16 protein-coding genes and 1 riboswitch are annotated in these 21,643 nt (G+C 36.3%); of the genes, 5 read left to right on the plus strand and 11 right to left on the minus strand.

The window, feature by feature from the left end; translation table 11 throughout:
* Positions 1–67: 67 nt before the first annotated feature.
* Positions 68–1,825: a B12-binding domain-containing radical SAM protein gene (locus tag AC4G3K_RS07975; protein WP_491132966.1), complete on the plus strand. Its 1,758-nt coding sequence runs from the start codon at positions 68–70 to the stop codon at positions 1,823–1,825.
* A 33-nt stretch (positions 1,826–1,858) separates the two neighbouring features.
* On the opposite strand, the gene ykzP is transcribed toward AC4G3K_RS07975, so the two are convergent.
* The gene (ykzP, locus tag AC4G3K_RS07980; RefSeq protein WP_491076709.1) at positions 1,859–2,014 is read right to left on the minus strand and encodes a protein YkzP; all 156 of its coding nucleotides are present in this window, start codon (positions 2,012–2,014) and stop codon (positions 1,859–1,861) included.
* A gap of 193 nt (positions 2,015–2,207) precedes the next feature.
* Between ykzP and AC4G3K_RS07985 the strand changes: the two genes are divergently transcribed.
* Positions 2,208–2,402, plus strand: coding sequence for an alpha/beta-type small acid-soluble spore protein (locus tag AC4G3K_RS07985; protein WP_491076708.1), 195 nt, complete (start codon positions 2,208–2,210; stop codon positions 2,400–2,402).
* Between the two features lie 179 nt (positions 2,403–2,581).
* Here AC4G3K_RS07985 and AC4G3K_RS07990 read toward each other — a convergent pair whose 3' ends face one another.
* The 4 genes from AC4G3K_RS07990 to AC4G3K_RS08005 all read right to left on the minus strand — a co-directional run bounded on the left by AC4G3K_RS07990 (position 2,582) and on the right by AC4G3K_RS08005 (position 7,980).
* Entirely contained in the window at positions 2,582–3,358 is a 777-nt protein-coding gene (locus AC4G3K_RS07990; protein WP_491076707.1) for a TerC family protein, read from the minus strand.
* Positions 3,328–3,537, minus strand: a riboswitch (yybP-ykoY riboswitch). It overlaps the preceding gene by 31 nt.
* Positions 3,538–3,608: 71 nt before the next feature.
* Complete coding sequence (locus tag AC4G3K_RS07995) at positions 3,609–5,153, minus strand: aldehyde dehydrogenase family protein (protein ID WP_491076706.1); 1,545 nt, start codon at positions 5,151–5,153, stop codon at positions 3,609–3,611.
* A gap of 16 nt (positions 5,154–5,169) precedes the next feature.
* Positions 5,170–6,267 carry an SDR family oxidoreductase gene (locus AC4G3K_RS08000; RefSeq protein WP_491132968.1) on the minus strand — a complete coding sequence of 366 codons (1,098 nt, stop codon included), beginning with the start codon at positions 6,265–6,267 and terminating at the stop codon, positions 5,170–5,172.
* Between the two features lie 132 nt (positions 6,268–6,399).
* Positions 6,400–7,980, minus strand: coding sequence for a peptide chain release factor 3 (locus tag AC4G3K_RS08005; RefSeq protein ID WP_491076704.1), 1,581 nt, complete (start codon positions 7,978–7,980; stop codon positions 6,400–6,402).
* Positions 7,981–8,612: 632 nt separating this feature from the next.
* On the opposite strand from AC4G3K_RS08005, the gene AC4G3K_RS08010 reads away from it, so the two are divergent.
* Positions 8,613–9,452 carry a formate/nitrite transporter family protein gene (locus AC4G3K_RS08010; protein ID WP_491076703.1) on the plus strand — a complete coding sequence of 280 codons (840 nt, stop codon included), beginning with the start codon at positions 8,613–8,615 and terminating at the stop codon, positions 9,450–9,452.
* Positions 9,453–9,517: 65 nt separating this feature from the next.
* On the opposite strand, the gene AC4G3K_RS08015 is transcribed toward AC4G3K_RS08010, so the two are convergent.
* Positions 9,518–13,039: an AAA family ATPase gene (locus AC4G3K_RS08015; RefSeq protein WP_491132969.1), complete on the minus strand. Its 3,522-nt coding sequence runs from the start codon at positions 13,037–13,039 to the stop codon at positions 9,518–9,520.
* A 3-nt stretch (positions 13,040–13,042) separates the two neighbouring features.
* Positions 13,043–14,308 carry a metallophosphoesterase family protein gene (locus tag AC4G3K_RS08020; protein WP_491132970.1) on the minus strand — a complete coding sequence of 422 codons (1,266 nt, stop codon included), beginning with the start codon at positions 14,306–14,308 and terminating at the stop codon, positions 13,043–13,045.
* A 248-nt stretch (positions 14,309–14,556) separates the two neighbouring features.
* Between AC4G3K_RS08020 and AC4G3K_RS08025 the strand changes: the two genes are divergently transcribed.
* On the plus strand, positions 14,557–15,198 hold the full coding sequence (locus tag AC4G3K_RS08025) for a Bax inhibitor-1/YccA family protein (RefSeq protein WP_491132971.1): 642 nt from the start codon (positions 14,557–14,559) through the stop codon (positions 15,196–15,198).
* A 166-nt stretch (positions 15,199–15,364) separates the two neighbouring features.
* Complete coding sequence (locus tag AC4G3K_RS08030) at positions 15,365–16,588, plus strand: MFS transporter (RefSeq protein WP_491132972.1); 1,224 nt, start codon at positions 15,365–15,367, stop codon at positions 16,586–16,588.
* A 265-nt stretch (positions 16,589–16,853) separates the two neighbouring features.
* Here AC4G3K_RS08030 and AC4G3K_RS08035 read toward each other — a convergent pair whose 3' ends face one another.
* From AC4G3K_RS08035 to ku, 4 genes are all read right to left on the minus strand, one after another.
* Positions 16,854–18,392, minus strand: a complete 1,539-nt coding sequence (locus AC4G3K_RS08035) for a solute symporter family protein (protein WP_491132973.1) — start codon at positions 18,390–18,392, stop codon at positions 16,854–16,856.
* Complete coding sequence (locus AC4G3K_RS08040; protein WP_491132974.1) at positions 18,393–18,728, minus strand: DUF485 domain-containing protein; 336 nt, start codon at positions 18,726–18,728, stop codon at positions 18,393–18,395. It lies immediately after the preceding gene.
* A gap of 209 nt (positions 18,729–18,937) precedes the next feature.
* On the minus strand, positions 18,938–20,350 hold the full coding sequence (locus tag AC4G3K_RS08045) for a murein hydrolase activator EnvC family protein (RefSeq protein ID WP_491132975.1): 1,413 nt from the start codon (positions 20,348–20,350) through the stop codon (positions 18,938–18,940).
* Between the two features lie 433 nt (positions 20,351–20,783).
* Positions 20,784–21,611 carry a non-homologous end joining protein Ku gene (ku, locus tag AC4G3K_RS08050; protein ID WP_491076695.1) on the minus strand — a complete coding sequence of 276 codons (828 nt, stop codon included), beginning with the start codon at positions 21,609–21,611 and terminating at the stop codon, positions 20,784–20,786.
* Positions 21,612–21,643 lie beyond the last annotated feature (32 nt).

Raw genomic sequence — 21,643 nt, forward strand, 5'->3', positions numbered from 1 at the left:
GTAAAGCCATTCACATATATGATAATATGAATTGTTAGCAAACGGTGAAAGGAAGTATGACAAATACATGAGAATTATTGGAACTACTTTAAATGCCAAATATATTCATACCAATTTAGCCCTTCGTTATTTAAAAGCTTATGCAGCACCGGAGTATAATGTAGAAATCATTGAATACACCATTAAAGATCCGGTTATGAACATCGTTACGGACTTGTATAACCAAAAGCCAGATGTCATTGGCTTTAGTTGTTATATTTGGAATATGGAAGAAATAAAAAAAGTCATTACGATACTCAAAAAAATTAATCCGGATATCTACATTGTGCTTGGCGGTCCAGAGGTGACATACGATCCATTCTTCTGGCTTAAAGACATACCTGGAGCTGATTTTATTGTAATAGGTGAAGGAGAAGCCACATTTAAAAATCTTATAGCTGAAATAGATGGCAATAAAGACTTTCACAGTGTTCAGGGAATAGCGTTTCTTGAAGGTGAAAAACCTATCCTGACACCTGCTGCTCCAAAGGTAGATTTAAAGTCTATTCCATCACCATTTAGATTTGAAGAGGACATCCCTAACTTATCGAAGCGGATTACGTATATTGAAACAAGCCGTGGTTGCCCTTTTAACTGTCAGTTCTGCCTCTCATCCATTGAAACCGGCGTTCGTTTCTTTAACAGAGAGGATATTAAAGAAGACATTCGATTTCTGATGAAAAATGGTGCAAGAACGATTAAATTTATGGACCGTACTTTTAATATCAGCCGTAGCTATGCTCTCGATATATTTGAATTTCTCATTAAAGAACATGAACCAGGTTGTGTTTTTCAATTTGAAATTACAGCGGATATTATGAAGCCTGAAGTAATTGAATACTTAAACAAAGAAGCTCCTCCCGGCTTATTCCGCTTTGAGATCGGAGTCCAATCAACAAATGATTATACGAATGAATTAGTAAAACGAAAACAAAACTTCGACAAATTAAAACGCACAGTCACCATGATTAAAGACGGCGGGAAAGTAGATCAGCATCTAGATTTAATTGCGGGCCTACCTGAAGAGAATTATAACTCCTTCCGAAAAACATTTGATGATGTGTTTGAAATGCGGCCAGAAGAACTACAATTAGGCTTTTTAAAAATGCTTCGAGGTACAGGTTTGAGAACTCAGGCTAAACAATGGGATTATCAATATATGGATCAAGCCCCATATGAAATTGTCAGCAATAATGTAATGCCGTTTTCCGATATCATAAAAATCAAGCAGGTTGAGGATGTACTGGAGAAATATTGGAATGATCACCGAATGGATCTGGGAATGGAGTATATAGTTAGCACTGTTTATAGCTCTCCCTTTGATTTCTTCCAAGAATTCGGAAGCTATTGGGACAAAAAAAATTGGTCCCGTATCGGGCATCAGCCGGAGGATTTATTTAAACGCCTGGTTGAATTTATCAGCGTTACGTATCCTCAGAATCTCGATACACTTAAATCACTATTAAAAGTGGATTATTTATCACCACTTACCTTTAAACCACGTAAACCATGGTGGGAATATTCTATGACTAAGACAGAGAAATCTCCTATTTATCAGGCTGTTTTGTCTAATCCTCACTTGGTTGGAGAAGAATTTAAAGAACTGAAATTAAATGAAAAAGAACTCTATAAGCATGTACTGATTGATGAACTTTCCATTGATATGATGCATTATTTAGAAACAGGCGAAATCATAACGGCTCAGACCTTGTTGATTGCATACTTCAATCCTAAACTTGGCGGTTCAAAGCTTTTTTATGTACATTCTGATGTATTTATAAAATGAATAGAGCTCGACTGATGTCGAGTCTCTATTTTTTTATTTGCCTTGTTTACCACGTTTGGAATTACGGTTTGCCCCCTTCATAGGATTCTCACCATGTGTAAATTCTGCGGAAAACTCTGTATCCTCCAGATTTTTTTTAGGTGTTTTACTCAGTTTATTAACTGCATTCATTTCAGCCTTGCGTTTCATTTTAGACACTCCTTTCCTTTTCTGTTAGTATCCGTTTCAATTATCAGTTTCATGCAGAATTTCTTCCTTACTTAAAAGGGAAACCATGCCTATTCATCCATACAATAAACTGCATTAGATTATAGCTTTCATCCATATTAAAAATGTGGACGAATCATAACGTCCACAGTAATAGCAATGTGAGGTGAATGAAATGTCCAACAGTAATAAATTATTGGTACCAGGTGTACAACAAATGCTTGATCAATATAAATATGAAATAGCTGCCGAATTCGGCGTTACATTAGGTTCAGATACGGTTTCCCGTGCAAATGGTTCAGTAGGTGGAGAAATAACAAAACAGCTTGTTAAACATGCACAAGCGCAACTAGGCGGAAAAACTAAATAAATGGCATAAAAATGTCCGGTCAAAACCGGACATTTTAGACTGTAAGCAAAGTACCTTGGGAGACCTTGTCTACAGTATTTTTCTTTTTTGCTGTTCTCTCCTATCCGGTTTCCCGCAGAACTAAAAAACCGGAATACTTGGCAGAAACCATGTATTCCGGTAATCATACAACTATTAAATTACATTTCCTGATCAATTTGGTTATTGGCTTTAACATCTTTACCTGAGACAAGGAATCCAATGACAACAATTGCTACTAGTACACCCCAGAAGATGAGTTTCCATGTTGTTGACTCTGGGAAATGATGATCAATGATTGCAACGCCTGGATGTGCAAAAGTCATGACTGCAAGCTTCACTCCAACCCAGCCGACAATAAGAAAAGCTGCTGTCTCAAGGGATGGACGTTTGTTCAGCAATACAACAAACTGTGTTGCTGCAAACCTCATAATGACCAAACCAATGAATCCTCCAAGGAACATGACGATGAATTGTCCCCCATTAATGCCTCCAATTTGGAAAGAACCAACTTCCGGTAAAGTAACAGCCAGAGCAACAGCTGCAAGCATAGAGTCAACCGCAAACGCCAGGTCTGCTACCTCGACTTTCAGAACAGTCATCCAAAAACCGGATTGCTTTCTTTCCTTAACATTTTCTCCTTCGGATTTTATTAGGTAGTGTTTTACTAAATAATTAATCATAATATATAGCAGATATACGGCTCCAATCGCCTGTATTTGCCACATATCAACAAGTAAGGAAATCAGGAATAAGGAACCAATCCTAAAGAAGAAAGCTCCAATCAATCCATAAAATAATGCTTTTTTCTGTTGTTCCTTCGGAAGATGCTTAACCATAACAGCCATAACGACTGCATTATCGGCTGCCAAAATTCCTTCAAGTCCAACTAACACCAATAATACCCAGGCATACTCCATAAATATAGCCCAATCCATAAGTCCAATTACCTCCTTAAATTTTCCAACCCAACAAAAAAGACCAATGCCAAAAAAGTATCTTTTTGACAAAGGTCTTGCTAGACATTGTTTAGATGCCAACAAAGCCGATGGTAAAAAACCACGTAATGACGACTTTGTTTTAGGTTTCCCTAACGCTACTCCCCTTTGAAAGGTTTGTATGAAGTTTGTATACCTTATTATATTGGCTCCCATTTAGAAGTGCAAGCAATAACTTATAAAATCGAATTCATTTTGATAGTTTAATAAGTTTTAAATATTCTTTGAGCACAGTAATCATTGATGACTGTTTACCAAAATAGGCAGTTAAGAGTGAATGGAAATGCTGATATTTCCCTTTATAAGGGTACCACTGAATTTCTGATTTTTTGAATCCCAAATCTTCCATCACCGCTTTTTCATGACAAAATATACGAAGGCCTTCATCTCCATGATACCTTCCTATTCCACTATCTTTAACACCTCCAAAAGGCAGATTATTATTGGCAACTGTTATTAATACATCATTAATTAGGACAGCACCTGACATTAGCCTTTTGGCAGTGTTTCTTCCTTTTTCCTTATTCGTAGTCCAAACACTGGCATTTAAACCGTAATTGGAATTATTAGCTGCACGTATGGCATCTTCTTCCGTATCGACAGTTAAAATAGGCAGAATAGGCCCAAAGGTTTCTTCCTGCATAACCAGCATATCTTCTGTGACGTTTGTTAATACGATGGGTTTAATATACATAGAATTTTCATCCCATTCCGCTGGCGGTTCTCCTGTTAGAATTGTTGCCCCTTTTTCAAGTGCATCTTCAACATGCTCTCTTACAATAGATATTTGCTGAATAGAGGTCATAGAACCAATATCTGAATCTTTGCCATTCCCTTGCTTTAATTGATTAACAATGGGTAACAGTTCCTGTAAAAAAGGTTCAAGTGCTTCACGCTCAATAATTAACCTTTCTACACTCATGCAAACTTGGCCGCTGTTCGTAAAAGCTCCCCAAACAGCTGCTTGGGCTGCGCGCTTCAAATCAGCATCATTAAACACAATCATCGGATCCTTTCCGCCCAATTCAAGAGTGGTAGGAATGAGATCGCGTGCTGCTATTTCCTGAATAATTCTCCCCGTTGCAACAGAACCGGTAAAAAATATATAATCTGGTTTCTGTTTAGTCAGACTAGAACCAAGTTCTTTACCACCATGCGCTACCTGAAAGACATCCTTTGGGAACCCTGCCTCCTCAAATAGGCCTTCTATCATTTTACCCACTGCTGGAGTAACTTCAGATGGTTTTAAAATAACTGTGTTTCCGCCCGCAAGTGCCGATACAATAGGGACCATCGCTAAAAGGAACGGATAATTCCATGGAGATATAACCAATACAACTCCTCTTGGCATGTAGTGAATACTCGATTTGTGACCAATCAACAAAAATGGCGTACTCACTTTTTGAGATTTCAATGACTTTTTGGCATGTTTCTCAATGTGCTTAATGGCATCCAGGGTTGGCATAATATCAGCCACTAAAGCATCCGTTTTCACTTTTCCAGTATCCTTAGAAATAAGTTCAGCTATCTCATCAAGCCTATCAACAATAGTCAATCTCAATTGCTTAAGATAGAGTAGACGTTCTTCAACGTTTACTTGTGACCAGGGAACAAATGCATTTTTTGCTTTATTCATCATTTCACCAGCAGAACTTGCCGGTGTCTCTTCATACTGCATAATTACTTCCCCAGTTGCAGGTGCATATACATTTACTTTTTCTTTTAAGGCTTCCATATTTGTTCCTCCTCAATTATGTAATCTCTATATGAAATGCCCGATTATTCTTATTGGCTCTATAATATTCTACCATTGGTGTCACGCCCTCTTTAAAATCAGGACATTTAATGCCCCCTTCAGCAAGATCAGCCTGTGCCTGGGTACAGTCAAAATCTCCTTTCCATGTAAAATAGTCGAGAGATTCTACTTCCACACCCAAAAATTTTCTTAAGGGTTTGATTGATAAAGCCATTTTGGTCATTCCAAATGGAATATAACCTATTGGTTGCTTATCATTATACTCTTTCATAAACATCTTATAAATATCTGTAACCGTATAAGGTTTTGGGTCCGTTAAATGATAAGTTTTCCCAGCACCTTTAGGGCTCAACGTCAGATAGGCTGTTGCCTTTATGATATAGTCAACAGGAACCAAATTTATAACACAGGTCGAATTTGTTATGTTGGGGATAATTGGAAGGAACTTGATTCTGTCCAAGAAATTTAATATAAAATATGGGCCATCAAACTTAATGGTTTCTCCAGTCAATGTGTTTCCTTTCACGATACCTGGTCTTATAACTGTAACAGGTACTTGATGCATGATTTTCCGAACTAGAACTTCCGCTTCATATTTGGTTTCTTCATAATAATTTTTGAATTGGTCTGGCCTGATAAGTTCATGCTCATATAATTTTCCTTCACGCCTTCCAGCCACATAGGCTGTACTGAAATAAGTATATCTTTTTAAGTTAGGAAGGGATAATACATATTCATTTACATTGCGTGTTCCCTCTACATTAACCGAATAAGCTAAATTTTTTGGGACGGCTAAATCATAAATGGCAGCCAAGTGAAAGAAATGAGTAATATCTTCTTTTTTGAAACCGTTTTCTTTTTTACTTATGTTTAAATTTGGTTTTGTGATGTCCCCTTCCATGAGAATAAACTGTTTTTCATCTAGATGAAGATCGTTTAAAATTTTCAATCTTTCATTTACAGCCTTATGCCACTCAGATGGCAGTACAACAGCAATCAATTTATCAAATAACTGATCCTGTTTTTTTAATTCTCTTATTAATTGATTTGAAATAAAACCTGGAAAACCGGTAAAAAAATAGACATGTTTCATTCTTTACTCTCCTATCATCCTCTTTTCCTTATTTTAAGAATATTTAGAAAAATATGTCAACATTTAATTGTTATAGAACAGTAAAAAGCAGGATTTCTTCCCTTACTGGGTTAAAATCCTGCTTAAACTTAATTAACGTTCATGCTGATCCATTGGATTATATAGTTCGATAGAAGGGTTTTTCTCTTGGAACCAACGTAAAGCAAAGTCATTTTCAAATAAGAAAGCATATTGATCATAGCGGTCACGGACTAGAATACTTCTTGAGCTTGAAAGCTTTTCATCGATTTTTTCATTTGTTGTCCAACGCGCAATCTTGTCACCCATTCTTTCCATGATGACTTCTGTGTTGTATTCGTTTTTCATACGGTGCTCAAATACTTCAAATTGCAACTGTCCGACTGCTCCAAGAATATAGGATTCAATCCCAACCGTTTTAAATAATTGAATGGCACCTTCCTGCACCAACTGGTGGATTCCTTTATGAAAATGCTTTTGCTTCAACACATTTTTGGCACTTACACGTACAAACATCTCAGGTGTAAATTGTGGCAATCGTTCGAATGAGAACGCTTCTTTCCCCGAAGTTAGTGTATCACCAATCTGATAGGTTCCTGTGTCATATAATCCTATAATATCTCCGGCTACTGCTTCAGCAATATTATTTCTTTCCTCAGCAAGAAATTGTGTAGAATTATTAAGTTTCATCGGCTTGCCAGTTCGGCTTAATTGAACAGTCATTCCTCGTTCAAACTTCCCGGAACATATGCGTAAAAATGCAATCCGGTCGCGGTGCATAGGATTCATATTCGCCTGAATTTTAAATATGAATCCGGAAAAAGTATCCTGAATCGGTTCAACTGGACCCATGGTGGAAGGTCTTGGCTGTGGCTTTGGTGCAAACTCTAAATACGTATCCAAAAACGTTTGTACACCAAAGTTTGTCAGGGCACTTCCAAAAAATACAGGAATTAATTCACCATTTTTTACTTTTTCACGTGAAAATTCATTACCTGCCTCATTTAATAAAAGAACTTCTTCCAATGTTTGCTCATATAAAGGAGATTCAACAATTGAATGATCTCCAGCCACTTCGCCTTCTTCATTTAATTTTAAATAATGTTCGTCATCCTCGGCTTTAAACATCTCAATACGGTTATAATAACGGTCATATATACCGAGGAAGTCCTTACCCATCCCAATTGGCCAATTCATTGGATAGGACTCTATTCCAAGTACTTCTTCCAGTTCCGCCAATAACTCAAGCGGTAATTTACCTTGTCGGTCCATTTTATTAATAAATGTAAAGATTGGAATACCTCTCATACGGCAAACTTTAAATAATTTCAGTGTCTGTGCTTCTATCCCTTTGGCTGCGTCAATAATCATAACCGCACTATCCACTGCCATTAACGTACGATACGTATCTTCACTGAAATCTTGGTGTCCAGGTGTGTCAAGGATATTAACACGTGTCCCATTATAATCAAACTGCATAACACTGGAGGTTACAGAAATCCCACGTTGTTTCTCAATTTCCATCCAGTCACTTGTCGCAAATTTGCCGGTTTTTCGTCCTTTTACAGTACCCGCATCACGGATTGCGCCTCCAAATAACAGCAATTTTTCTGTTAATGTTGTCTTACCTGCATCCGGGTGAGAAATAATTGCGAAGGTCCTTCTTGATTCAATCTGTTCTTTTAAATTAGTCATGTGAGCCATCCTTTTATATATAGTGAAACTTTCTACTATTCATTTCCTGACAATTTCCAACAATACTTTAAAAGCCTGCTAAACAATTTGAATAGCTGCTTGATCCCCAAAATACGCTAGTATGGTGATTCCTTATATTATTAGAGTCCTTAAATACATCTTATCAAATATACCATGTAAAAAAATAATATGTGAATAGGCGAACCATAAGTTTTAATCAAACAGTCATATTTTCTCATATATAGTGAATCACAGTCAATTCGTGTTCATACAAGTATTTTATTAATCATTGGGGCAAAGTAAGTTTACAAAAAAAAAAAAACGAGCAATCATGCCCGTCCCTTACGCTATTTTTTTCTCTTCGTTATTTTTTTTGTAATATAACTAATCAAAAGTGGCGCAGCTGCTGCAATGATTCTTTTAAAGAGTTTATTTTTCAAAATAATCACCATCCTTATACTTCCTATACCCGTATTACATGGAAGATAATCACACGATTAAGCATGTTTTACCTTATTTGAATAGATAAGCCTATCAGAAAAGTGAATAATTTCACAAACTTATTGATTAATTAAAGAAGTCATAGTAGTTTATTAAATGGACATTTTTTCAGCACAGGAGGATTTAACATCATGGAAGAACAAGGATTACAGTATTTAGTTGCCCTTGCCAATAAAAAGAAAAAATTGTTAGACCATTTCCCTCTTCATTATTTCTTGAGAGCAATGATGGCAGGAATATTTGTAGGGTTTGTCATCATTACCTGCTTCAGAACAGGAGAATATTTCAGAGTAGCCGATTCACCTTTCGCTTACCTTTTCCCTGCCCTTTTCTTTGGTATCGCATTAATATTAATTATTTATGGCGGTGCAGAATTATTTACGGGTAATACCGCTTATTTCACAGTTGCTTATATGCGTAATGCAGTTACACTGAGAGATTTAGGCAGAAACTGGGGCGCTTGCTATCTTGGGAATGCTGTTGGAGCCATTTTCTTTGCCGTTTTATTTTATCTTACGGGCATATTCAGCCATATTCCAAACGAGCATTTAATGCATGAAATTGTATCCTATAAAATGCATGGATCTGTTACAGCTTTATTCTTTAAAGGGATCCTTTGTAACTGGCTTGTTTGTTTAGCTTGTTACTTGCCTAGCCAAGTAAAAGGTGACGGAGCTAAAATGGGAATGATGATCGCAGTCGTATTTTTATTCTTCTCATCAGGCTTTGAACATAGCATTGCGAACTTATCTTTATTCTCTATTGCTTTAGTATCACCGCACCCTGATACCATTACAATCGGAAATGCGATTTACAATTTAATTCCCGTTACTTTAGGAAATATTGTCGGTGGAGCGATTTTCGTAGGAATGTTATATCAATTCTTAAGTAAATCAAGTACAAAGCTTCAATTACAGGATAACATGAATAAAATCACTGAAATCACAGAGAAACAGAAAAATACAAAATAATTCATACTCAAATGAAACCAACAGAAAGAAGACCAATTCACACTTTATGAATTGGTCTTCTTTATTTAATTCAGGACTGCCTCTTTATGGATGTGTATCATTTGATAATCCTCTCCATCGAGTGTTTGCTCCAACAAGTGAACTAAATGATAATGATGAGTAAAAAAGATTACCTGGGTCTTTTTCGATAAATCCTTTAAGATTGATAAAGTGACCTTTGATCGGTCATTATCAAAGTGAACTAAAATGTCATCGATGATAAATGGAATAGGTTCATTTTCTTCACAATATTTTTCAATACTCGCAACCCTTAAAGATAAATATAATTGATCTTTTGTCCCATCACTCATCGCTTCAATTCCAATTTTCTCATTATTTCTGAGACCCATTAGCACTTCTTCATCTTTATCATTATAATCAACGGTCAACCCTTCAAAGGAGTTCAAGGTTAATTTCGCAAAAAGCTTTGATGCTTTTGTTAAGATCGGATTTTGATTTTCAGAACGGAAATATTCTATACCCTTCTGTAATACAAAGGTAGCTAGTTTTTTTTGGACATATTGATCGGTCAATTCCGCCAGCTCAGCCAAAATACTTTCTCTTTCTTCAGCGGCCTGAACAGCTGCGTATGAATTTCCCTTAATCTTTTCTTCATATTCTTTTCTGCAAACACCAAAGATTTGGTTTTGCTCCGTTCTTTTCTCTTCCAAATCGGCAAGCTCTGTCTTCAATTCTGCCATTTGACTTTCCAAAAAATCTAAATCAAGCTTATCTATTTCATCTTTCATTTCTTGAATCGATAAGCCATTGCCAATCTCAAGTAACACCTTCTCCAGATTAATCAATTCTCCAGATAGCTTTTGCTTTTGTCGATATTTATCTTCAATAATTTGCATTTCCTCGATAGTCTTTACACGAGCTGTCTGTAACAATTCATCAAGATGATTAAGCGCCATCTCCTTCTTATCCTTCGCTAATCGATATTCTTTTTTTCGTTTATCCAATTGCGCATTCCATTCGAGTTGATTTTGTTTACACTTTTTCTGCTCCTGCAACTGATTGGTTAAATCATAGACAAACGATTGGATATTTATAGGTTCGGGTAACTGTAAAGTGTCAGCTACAATTCTGATATGGTCTAAATATTCACGGACAAATAACATGCCAGCTTTTGCTTTGCTATTAATATCAGTCCATTCATCATACGTAGCTGTCAATTCATTGTACTTATCAAGCATTTCCAATGTGTAATCAATTGAAGCCTGTCTTTCAACTTGCAAGGGGCTAGTAGCTTCCTTCCATGCCTCTTGCCAATTGACTAACTCACTTTGCTTACTCTCAACCTCTTGGTCGATTTGTTTAAGATCAGCAGCCTTGCTCTTCCACTCTTTTTCCAACGAATTTCTCTCATTGATACGCTCTGTTGCTAAATGGATTACTCTATTTGCTTCTCTGATTAAGTCAGTAAGAGTCCATTGAGCATCTAGATCATCGGTTACTTCAGAGAGGGCAAGGTATAGGCGACTTTTGATGGCTAATCGTTTTTCTGTCAGCTCATCCCAAAGTTTCTGTTTCTTTTTATATTCGCCTTGATTCTGTTTAATAACTGTGTATTTTCTTACCCATTCTTTCATTTCAGTTGGCGATAATGGCTCAATACCGAACGGTTCCCAAAGCTCATTCCATTTCTGGAAAAACTGACTCATCTCATCTTTGAGGCACTCAAGTTTTGTCTCTGCAGTAGCAATCTTGGTTTCTGATCTCTTCATATCCTGCAACGACTTATTCTTCATGCCCACTTTTGCAGATTCTTTCCACATAATATCTGAAAGCTCATCCGTTGTTTTCAAATCATGCTCGAATTTATCTTCTACCTCAAGCTGGCTGCAGTAATCCTCAATTAATTCACGATCAATGGCTTCACCTTTAAGTTTATTTTTAATTAAGCTCCAACCACGGTCGCGAATCTGACGACTTTTCTGTAAATCATCTTCTGTAGGAATAACAGACAAGGCTTCTAATTCAGCAATTGATTTTTCTGCTTCCAGAATAATCGTTTTCTCAACTTTAATACCACGTTCCAAATTAGTTTTATCTTCATTAAATCTTTCAAGTTGCTCGATGTACTGATTAATGGTTTCTTCTAAAATGGAAACATAAAAGGAATCAAACTCCTCTATCGAACCCTCCCATAGTGGTAAATAGTTGAGCTCTTCCATTGTTTTGTCTTTAAGATCCTTTATTTCCTGTGATAGAACATCAATAGTTTTTTCAATATTTCCTTCTATTTGGGCGTGGTCAAGTACAAGTTTAAGCTTGGCAATATCCTTTACCTCTCCAAAACCTTCCCATTTCGCACGCATTAATGCAACAGTTTCCCTTAAACCTTCATGTCGTTTATTAATTTCTTTTATCGTTTCATGTAAGATCCCATATTGCTTATAAAGCATACGGATCTTTTCTTTGCGAGAAATGGCAATTCTAAAATCCTCAATATTGACACTATCTACACTACGATAGCCCAGCTTAAGGAGAATATCGTTCATCCGATTAAGCGCCTGCTCAGCCTTTGCCTCATTTACATGTAAGTCTTTATTTTCTTTCTCGTATGCACCAACTTGGCTGAAAAGAGATTGAATCATAGACTCACATGTTAAAAGTTTTTCATCGATATCCAGTTTGGCTAACTTTTCTTCGAGCGCCATTATTTCTGTATGGGATATTTTAGCATTTTCATCAGAATGTTTTAATTCATTTAATACATTTTCTCTTTGTAAATTAAAATCGTTGGGTAAATCCGGAATTTCAGTGAAGCTCTTTTGTTGCTCGATTAATGTGTCTCTTTCAATAAGAATCGGAGCAGCTTGGTTTAGCTTGGATAATTTTTTTAGAGTTGCGTCTACCTGGAGGTACTGCTCCCTTAATTCATCCAGCTGTTTCTTACCATGATGATAATCATCTTCCAGCTGCTTCCATTGTCTGGCAAGCATTTGCGAATCATTAAGTCGGCGAGCTAATTCTTTTTCTTTCTTTAATAATTCATTAATCCTTGGTTTTGAACCACCTGATTTATATAATTCCTTACTTGCCGAATCAAATTCTTGCATAATTTTCTTTACTGCATTAATCCCAGAGGCCGCAGCAAACAAACTTTCTCCGACGCTACCATTTGACTCTAGCAAGGCTTCTCCGCCTTCCCGCAGAGTTTCATGATTGAGTGCAAACATATTTCGAAATGTTTCCTCTGACAACACATTTATATACGGTGATAAAACATTGTCTGGTAACGCTTCTCCGTTTTCACTAAGAATGGTCTTTGACTTTCCTTTTCTTCGTACGAAGGACAAAGAGTTACCTGATGAATTGGATAGGCGGGCCTTTATACGTAAATTTGAATTGGGATGTATAAATGAATCCTTAGAATTATGCGGAATGCCATACAAGAGTTGAGTAATGGAACGCAGCATAGTACTCTTTCCAGCTTCATTATTTCCATACAGGACGTGTAAAGATTGATTTGGTTGAAAGGTAACCGGATAATCAGTAAAATGACCAAACGCAGTCAGATTTAACTCTTCAAAACGCATGCCTTATTTACCCCCTTCCATTTGTAGCTCAAGGCTCACCAGTTGTTTAACTTCCTCCAGCTTTTCTTCCAGCATGGAAACTGAATCAGGTACAACCATATTCTCTCCTCTTTTTAAATCGGTCGGCAATACGTTGGTAATCGCCGAAAACTCTTTTCTCACATCTTCGAGCAATTCATCCAGATCACTGGTCTCAAGCCAATTAAAAATGGAATTCGCTGGATTGTTTTCACCAGAGAAATGTTTGGACTCTACCGGTGGGGCCGTTTTATTCTTTATTTTCTCTATCCATATTTGCCCATGCCCAACAGCGAAAGCAGCGGACCTAATATCATTTAATACTCTTTCTTTATTTTTCAAAAGCTCCTGATATATAGAAGTATTGCCACTAACGGCTACTCTGGCTGCGAGCATTCTACCATCTGCATGATCTAAGTGTTTTTCCAGTTCCTCTTCAATTTTTTGAAGAAATTGATCGTAATCAGTTAGACGTGCAGCATCTATCTCAATGATCTCCCAGCGTAATACATCCAGTGATATATGATTTAATTCCTGTATGCGACCATCGCTAACTTTAATTAAGGAACATCCTTTTGGACCTGTCTCTTTACTGTGTCGGCTTTGAATATTTCCTGGAAAAAGAATGACTGGGTTTCTTTCACATAAAAATTCCCGTTTATGGATATGCCCTAGAGCCCAATAGTCATATTCTTTTCCCTTCATATCCTCTATGGAACATGGAGCATAGTTCTCATGACCTTCCCGACCGACAGCTGAAGTATGCAGGATCCCTATATTAAAATATCCACTCTCTTTCGGAGGATAGTTTTTGGCAAGGTTATCTTTAACTGCCCGGGTAGAAAAACTCTGTCCATGAAGGGCGACACCCAGCTCGTCAATAAAAATACTATTGCATTTTTTATCATCAAACACATATACATTATCAGGCAGTTTTATTTCTTTAGTTATGATACTTGCTGCGTCATGATTCCCTTTTATCATATAAACAGTGATATTATATTTTTTTAACCTAGCCATTTCATTAGCAAAAAAGAGACCTGTATTGTAATCCTTCCAATCCCCATCATACAAATCCCCTGCAATGATTATGAAATGGACCTCTTTTTCAATCGCTAAATCTATTAAATTTTTAAATGCATCTCTGGTGGCACTGCGCAATCTTTCGACAGGTGCTCCCTCATATCTTGATAATCCTTTTAAAGGACTGTCCAAATGAATATCTGCAGCATGTATAAATGAAAAATTCAAAAGTTCTCCCCCTTTCCCAGTTCTTCTAACCATAGAATAGCATAAAGTGGAATGCCCGGCAGTCAAATTTTCACACTACCAAACACTTACAAAGATGTTAACTCACCACATAAACAGAACGTTTGTTCTTATATTTAATTATATACAATCCGTTTCGATTTGTCTCTAGTAGATATATTTATATCAGATGAAACCTTTGATAAAGTATAACGTAAATAATAGTACTACAAAAAAAGAGAGGTAATTGGATGAATTCGTATACTGAAAGTAATAAATACCATATTCCTGCCGTTATAAGAACATTCGCTATATCTTTAGCCATTTCCTTATTTGGATTTATAGCCGGTAATTTTGTCCCTCCATCCTTGTTCTTACCACTGATGATCATTGAATTCGGCATGTTGCTTGCAGCATTTTTTGTGAGGCGGAGGAAACTTCTCTCATATAGTTTCTTATATGCGTTTACTTTTATATCAGGCATCACCTTATATCCTGTAATCGCAAACTATTTGGTAACAATAGGACCACAGCCCATCATCATGAGCTTGGCTGCTACAGTAGTTGTATTTGGCGGACTCTCCCTATATGCCGCAACAACAAAGCGGGATTTAACATTTTTAAGCGGATTTTTGTTAGCCGCATTGCTCGCCATCCTTGTTATTGGTATATTTAATATTTTTTCACCCTTATCCTCTACCGCTATGCTTGTCTATTCATTTATAGGGATACTCGTTTTCAGCGGGTATGTACTATATGATGTAAACCGTATGAAACAGTACGGAGTAGCTGAAGATGAACTCCCCTTAGCTGCACTCAATTTATATCTTGATTTTATTAACCTGTTCCTATTTATCCTGAGATTTATCGGGATCCTATCATCAGATGATTAACAAAATGAAGCACTGTGAGCTATATTCACAGTGCTTTTATATTTAATATCCCACGATACTTGTCATATTTTCACATCACATTAGCTCATGCATTTGTACATAATTTCTCATCTTGTGTGGCAAAGTAATTGCACAGAACTGCTTAGAGAGATGAGGGAATTATTAAATGAGTTCACAAACGGATACCAATAAAATTAGTTTTTGGTGTTTGGCCAGTATAGCAGCAGTGCCACTAATAATGACATTAGGTAATTCAATGCTTATCCCTGTTCTACCTATTTTAGAAAAGAGAGTTGGAATCTCCTCTTTCCAATCCAGTTTGATTATTACAAGCTATTCCGTTGCCTCCATAATTTTAATACCGATTGCAGGCTATTTATCCGACCGTTTTGGGAGGAAAATGATCTTACTGCCTAGTTTAGTTTTAGCTTTTATCGGTGGGCTAGTATCAGGCTTTGCCTCTTGGAAAATGGAAAACCCATTTATGGTCATTATAATAGGACGTATCATTCAAGGAATAGGATCATCTGGTGCTTTTCCAATCATATTACCCTTAGTTGGCGATCTTTTTAAAGACGATGATAAAGCAAGCTCTGTTCTCGGAATTGTGGAAACATCCAATACCTTTGGAAAAGTTTTAAGCCCCATACTAGGAGCTGCATTAGCCATTTCTCTATGGTTTCTTCCTTTCTTTGCTATATCATTTCTTAGCTTGATAACCTTTTTTATGATTCTTTTTTGCATAAAAGTTCCGAAGCGAAAAGATGAGCCTCCCACTCTAAAAGAATTTTTACAGGGTACAAAGAAAATTTTTAAGAAGGAAGGAAAATGGTTATACAGTATATTTCTCACGGGTGCATTCGTTATGTTAGTTCTATTTGCCATTCAATTTTATTTATCTTCGACCCTTGAATCCAAATATGACATTCATAATATTAAAAAGGGATTTGTACTCGCTATCCCCTTATTTTTCTTATGTTTAGCTTCATTTATTACAGGAAAGAAAATAAAGGACAATATAAAATTGATGAAAATGCTCATCTTGGTTTCAATTATTATTAGTGCATTAACCATCACATTCGCATCTTACTTTGATAACATATACTTACTTATTGGGATATTATCATTATTCGGTGCTGGACTCGGCACCATTTTACCATCATTAGATGCAATCATTACTGAAAACATAGATAAGAAACAAAGAGGTACGATTACATCCTTTTATAGCTCAGCACGCTTTTTTGGAGTGGCAGCTGGTCCTCCACTCATGTCTTATTTTATGAAGCACAACGAAGCCTATCTTTTTTATAGCTTTGGTGCCCTATCATTAATTTTATTTTTTATCGTCCTTAAATTTATCAAAAGCGAAGAAAAAGAAAAAACAGCTTAAAAAAATATGTTCCTTAGCCACTACTGGCGAACAGGGACATATTTTTTAATGTAATAATTAAAAATACACATGAATTAAGTTAAATCAAGTCATGTTAGAGGTGAAATATCTCTTTAAAGCTGATTAAATTTTAAATATTTCTTGGGAAATATAGAAAAAATAAATGATGAGATAAAACAAAATCAGTGCTTACTTACACTGATTTTGTTTATTACTGTCTATTGTCGTTATATCAGGAGTTCAAACACTTTTAATGGTCATACCATTATTGGGTAGTATCTAAACCCGTATTGGATTTAACCAAAATTTCATCATATTTCGCTTCTTCCTCTTTCTTACGAGATAATAAAGTACCAACATACCCAGCGAGGAAACCGAGCGGAATGGATACTAAACCTGGTGTTGTCAAGGGAAATAAAGGTTCACCAACTAATATGGCTTTTCCAGCTTCTGGACTGAACACATTGGGACTGATTAAGACAAGTCCAACGGAGGTGATCAACCCTACTACCATCGCACTGATTGCTCCAGTTGTATTAAATCTCTTCCAGTAAATTGTATAAATAATGACAGGTAGATTCGCACTGGCAGCCACGGCAAAGGCTAATGACACAAGAAAGGCGACATTTAAATTTTGTGCGACTAAAGCTAAAAGAATAGATAACACAGAGACACCAACAGAAGCATATCTTGCCATTTTCACCTGGTCTTTTTCTGTTGCTTTCCCTTTCTTCCATATTTCATTATAAAAATCATGAGCAAAAGCGGATGCCCCTGTCAATACGAGGCCGGCAACAACTGCCAATATCGTTGCAAATGCAACTGCTGAAATAAAAGCGAATAAAATATCTCCACCAAGTGCTTTCGCCAGTAATGGTGCTGCCATATTCCCTGCTGCATTTGCATTTACTATGTCAGTACTACCAACAAAGGCAGCTGCTCCAAATCCAAGAAAAATGGTCATGACATAGAAAATCCCAATAATCCAAGTGGCATATACAACTGAGCTTCTTGCTGTTTTAGCATCCTTTACTGTAAAGAATCGTACGAGAATATGCGGTAAACCAGCTGTTCCAAGAACAAGCCCCATTGTTAGAGATAATGTATCCAGCCCATCGGTATACTTTACTCCTGGATTAAGAAATGTTTCTTTTAAAGGAGTAGCTGTACTCATCTGTTCAAACATATTAGCAATATTAAAATTAAATTTTGCAAAAACGATCACTGAAATAATAAATGTTCCCGCCATCAGCAAAACAGCTTTTACTATTTGGACCCAGCTCGTGGCATGCATGCCTCCAAAAATTACGTATATGGTCATTAGAGCTCCAACAATTAAAACAGCCGTTGTATATTCCAAACCTAGCAGTAATTTAATTAAGGCACCAGCCCCTACCAGCTGAGCAATCATATAGAATATAGAAATGGACATCGTATTAAAAGCGGCAACACCCCGTATTTTTTTCGCATCAAACCTCGCCGCCAACATATCTGCCAACGTATACTTACCAAGGTTCCTTAACGGTTCGGCTACTAGATACAATACAACCAAATAGGCAACCAAAAAACCTATACTGTAAAAAAAGCCATCAAACCCAGTTAAAGCGACTGCACCGGCTATTCCTAAAAATGATGCTGCAGACATATAATCTCCTGCAATGGCCATGCCATTCTGCCAACCCGTCAGACCACCTCCGGCTGTGTAAAATTCATTCGCATTTTTGGTTTTTTTAGAAGCCCAATACGTAATAAACAATGTAACAAGTACAATACCTAGGAACATATAAAAAGCCGTATAGTTCATTTATTGTTTACCCCCTCTTTTCAACACCTCTTCACTTAATCGATCAAACCGAGCTGCTTTTTTGGAATAAATCATACATAATGCCCACGTCATAATAAATTGCGCAAAAGCAAATACCCATGCCCAGGTGATATGCCCATAAAATGAATGATTTAACACGGTTGAGTAAGAGGTCATTATAGGAAGCGCAAAATAAAAAATTAGAAAAAACAATGTAAAAGGTATGATGAATTTTTTCTTTTCTTTTAACAATTGTTGAAATTCAGGACTTTGAACAATGGCCGAGTAATTTCTATGATTCTTCTCTTCCTCCCTGGCTATCTTCGTTTCTTCCATCTTAATCCCCTCTCTTAAATTTAATTAAAACGCTTACAAAATATTCTAAATATTCTAAACAATAAAAGTATACTCTATTGTTATCCTTTGGTAAACATTATTTTGATTTATTTTATTTAAACACATGCTCTTGTCTCTCTAAAAAAGCAAAACTTAATTTCAGTTATTCCAAAAAAAACAGAGACCTAGATAGGCCTCTGTACTTTAATTTATAGATATTCAGAAGGATTCACAACATTTGATTTACTTGCATTCCAAGGTCCCTTATGGAGTTCAAAATGTAAATGCTGGCCTGTTGAACGTCCAGTACTTCCCATTAATCCAATTTGTTGACCTTTGCTCACAGTTTGTCCTGCACTTACCTTCACACTGTTATCTCTCATGTGTGCATAGACAGTTGTGTATTGTACTCCATCAATATAATGTGTAATAAATACTACATTTCCATAACTGGAAGATTTGTAAGATCTGGAGACCACACCACTTGCAGAAGCAACGATTGGAACAGTACCAGGTGTTGCAATATCAACTCCTCCATGAGATTTTCCCCATCTTGGGCCATATCCGGAAGTATAATAACCTGCAGATGGCTTCATGAATAAACCGGATGAGCTACTAGGAGCAGGTGCACTGGATTCTTTTACAGCAGATCTTTGAACTGGTGCACTTTTTACTGGTGCACTTGTTGCTGGTGTACTCGATGAAGAAGATTGTTTACTTTCTACTTGAGCATTTTTAGCTTCTTGAGCTTCTTTTCTAGCTTCTTCTTCTTTTTGCTTGGCAAATTCAGCCTGGCGTTTTTTCTCTGCAGCAGCAGCGGCTATCTTTTCTCTAACGATTTCAGCTTGACGTTCTTTTTCCTGTTCAATCGCTTTCTGCAAAGCAGTTTCTTGGCCTGCTAAGATAGAAGATTCTTCTTCCATGCTTAATTTATGTTCTTCCAAGTGTTTCTCTTCTTCTTTAAGTTTTTTCATCAGATTATTTTTTTCTTTTTTCTGATTCTCTTGTTTTACCTTCAAATCAGTTAGTTCTTTTTTCATTGTTTCCAAGCTTTGAAGTTTATCTTCTACTTCTTGCTTTTTATTCTCTAATTCTTTTTTATCTTTTTCTTGCTCTGCAATTAATTCATTATCAGCTTCCATGATTGTACTGACCGCATTAACCCGTTCAACAAAATCACCAAAGTCGCTTGAGCCCACTACTACTTCCAGATAATTCATCTTTCCGCCTGTAACTTGATAGGATCTTGCACGTTCTTTTAATAACTCTGTTCTTGCTTCAATCTTCTTTTCAAGTTCTATGATATCTTTTTTTAATTGTTCGATATCCTTTAATGTATTGCTAATTTTAGTATTGTTATCATTTATTTTGGAATTCGTTTCAGTAATCTCTGATTCTAACTTTTGAAGCTGATTGGTTAAATCAGTTTGTTTATCAACTACATGATTTATAGATTCATCTGTTTTAATGATATCTTGATTTACCTTTGCTTTTTCATTTTTAATCTGATTCTCTTTTCCCTCTAATTCAGATAAGGAAGCGGCAGTAGCATAGCCTCCGGATAATAATGAACTAGCTCCAACCACTAGAGCGATGTTAAATGCAATTATTGACTTCTTCAAGCAATGATCCCCTTTCAATGTCTCTACATGATAGACTTCGTATCTTGCCTCTATATATAAGTGATATAATTTTAAAAGAATATTTACCAACCAATCCATTCTTTGGTACTGCCTTATTATATCAGTCTGATATAATATTTCTACCATTTAAACATTACATTTATATTTCGACAAATCTTGCATTTGTAATAAATTTAATAAACGATGTTTTCTTAGTTCTTTAGACATGTATTTCTCTTTTCAATCTACTGAATGATATATACAAATCTTTTGAACCGGTACTAAAAACCCACCTTATAAAAACCTTCTTAAATTCGACAAAAAGTTTATATATTCTGATTATTAATAAGTACAATAAAAAAAGCCGATTCTTCATAATAGAAACGGCTTCTAATTAGTTAATCAACGCTTGCTTTTGAAAGCAAGCGTGATATTATGAAGTTTCTTTCTTTCTTCGCGGTGCTCTTTTTTTCGCTGGTTTTGCTGCAGATTTGGTTTGGTCAATGGAAGCCTGCAGCGCGGCCATCAAATCTACTACATTGGATGTCGCTTTTTTGCCTGCAGCAGGAGTGACTGTTTGTGACTGTTTTTTCTTTTCTATTAATTCCAGTAAAGCTGTTCTATACTCGTCATGATATTTTGAAGGATCAAACGTAGTTGTTAACTGATCAATCAATAAAATCGCTGTGTCCAATTCCTTCTGGACAATTTCTTCAACAGCTGGAATATTGGGTACATCCGCAGCCTTTCTTACTTCATCTGGAAAGTGAATGGTTTCCATCAATAAAGTATTTCCTAAGATCCGTACTACAGCAAGTGATTCCTTCGCGCGGATTGTAATTTTCGCAAGACCAACCTTGCCTGAGGTTTCCAACGCTTTTCTCAGCAAGGAATACGCCTTAGTGCCACCCTCGTTTGGTGACATATAATAGCTCTTTTCAAAGTAAATAGGATCAATTTCTTCTATTTTAACAAAATCTATGATTTCAACTGCCTTATCCTCTTGCTCTTTCTTCAGCTTTTCCAGCTCTTCTTCATCCAGAACAACATATTTCCCTTTTACGTACTCATAAGCTTTGACTATATCCTCTTGCTCCACCTCTTCCCCGCAAACCGAGCATACTTTTGAATATTTTATAGGTGCATGACATTTATTATGTAACGTTCGCAATGGTATATCTTTATTTTCGGTAGCAGCATGGAGCTTTATCGGGATACTAACGAGTCCAAAACTAATGGTTCCCTTCCAAATTGTATGCATAAATACACCTTCCTTTTAGAATATCTTAACCA

This window comes from Bacillus sp. z26 (assembly GCF_058313635.1).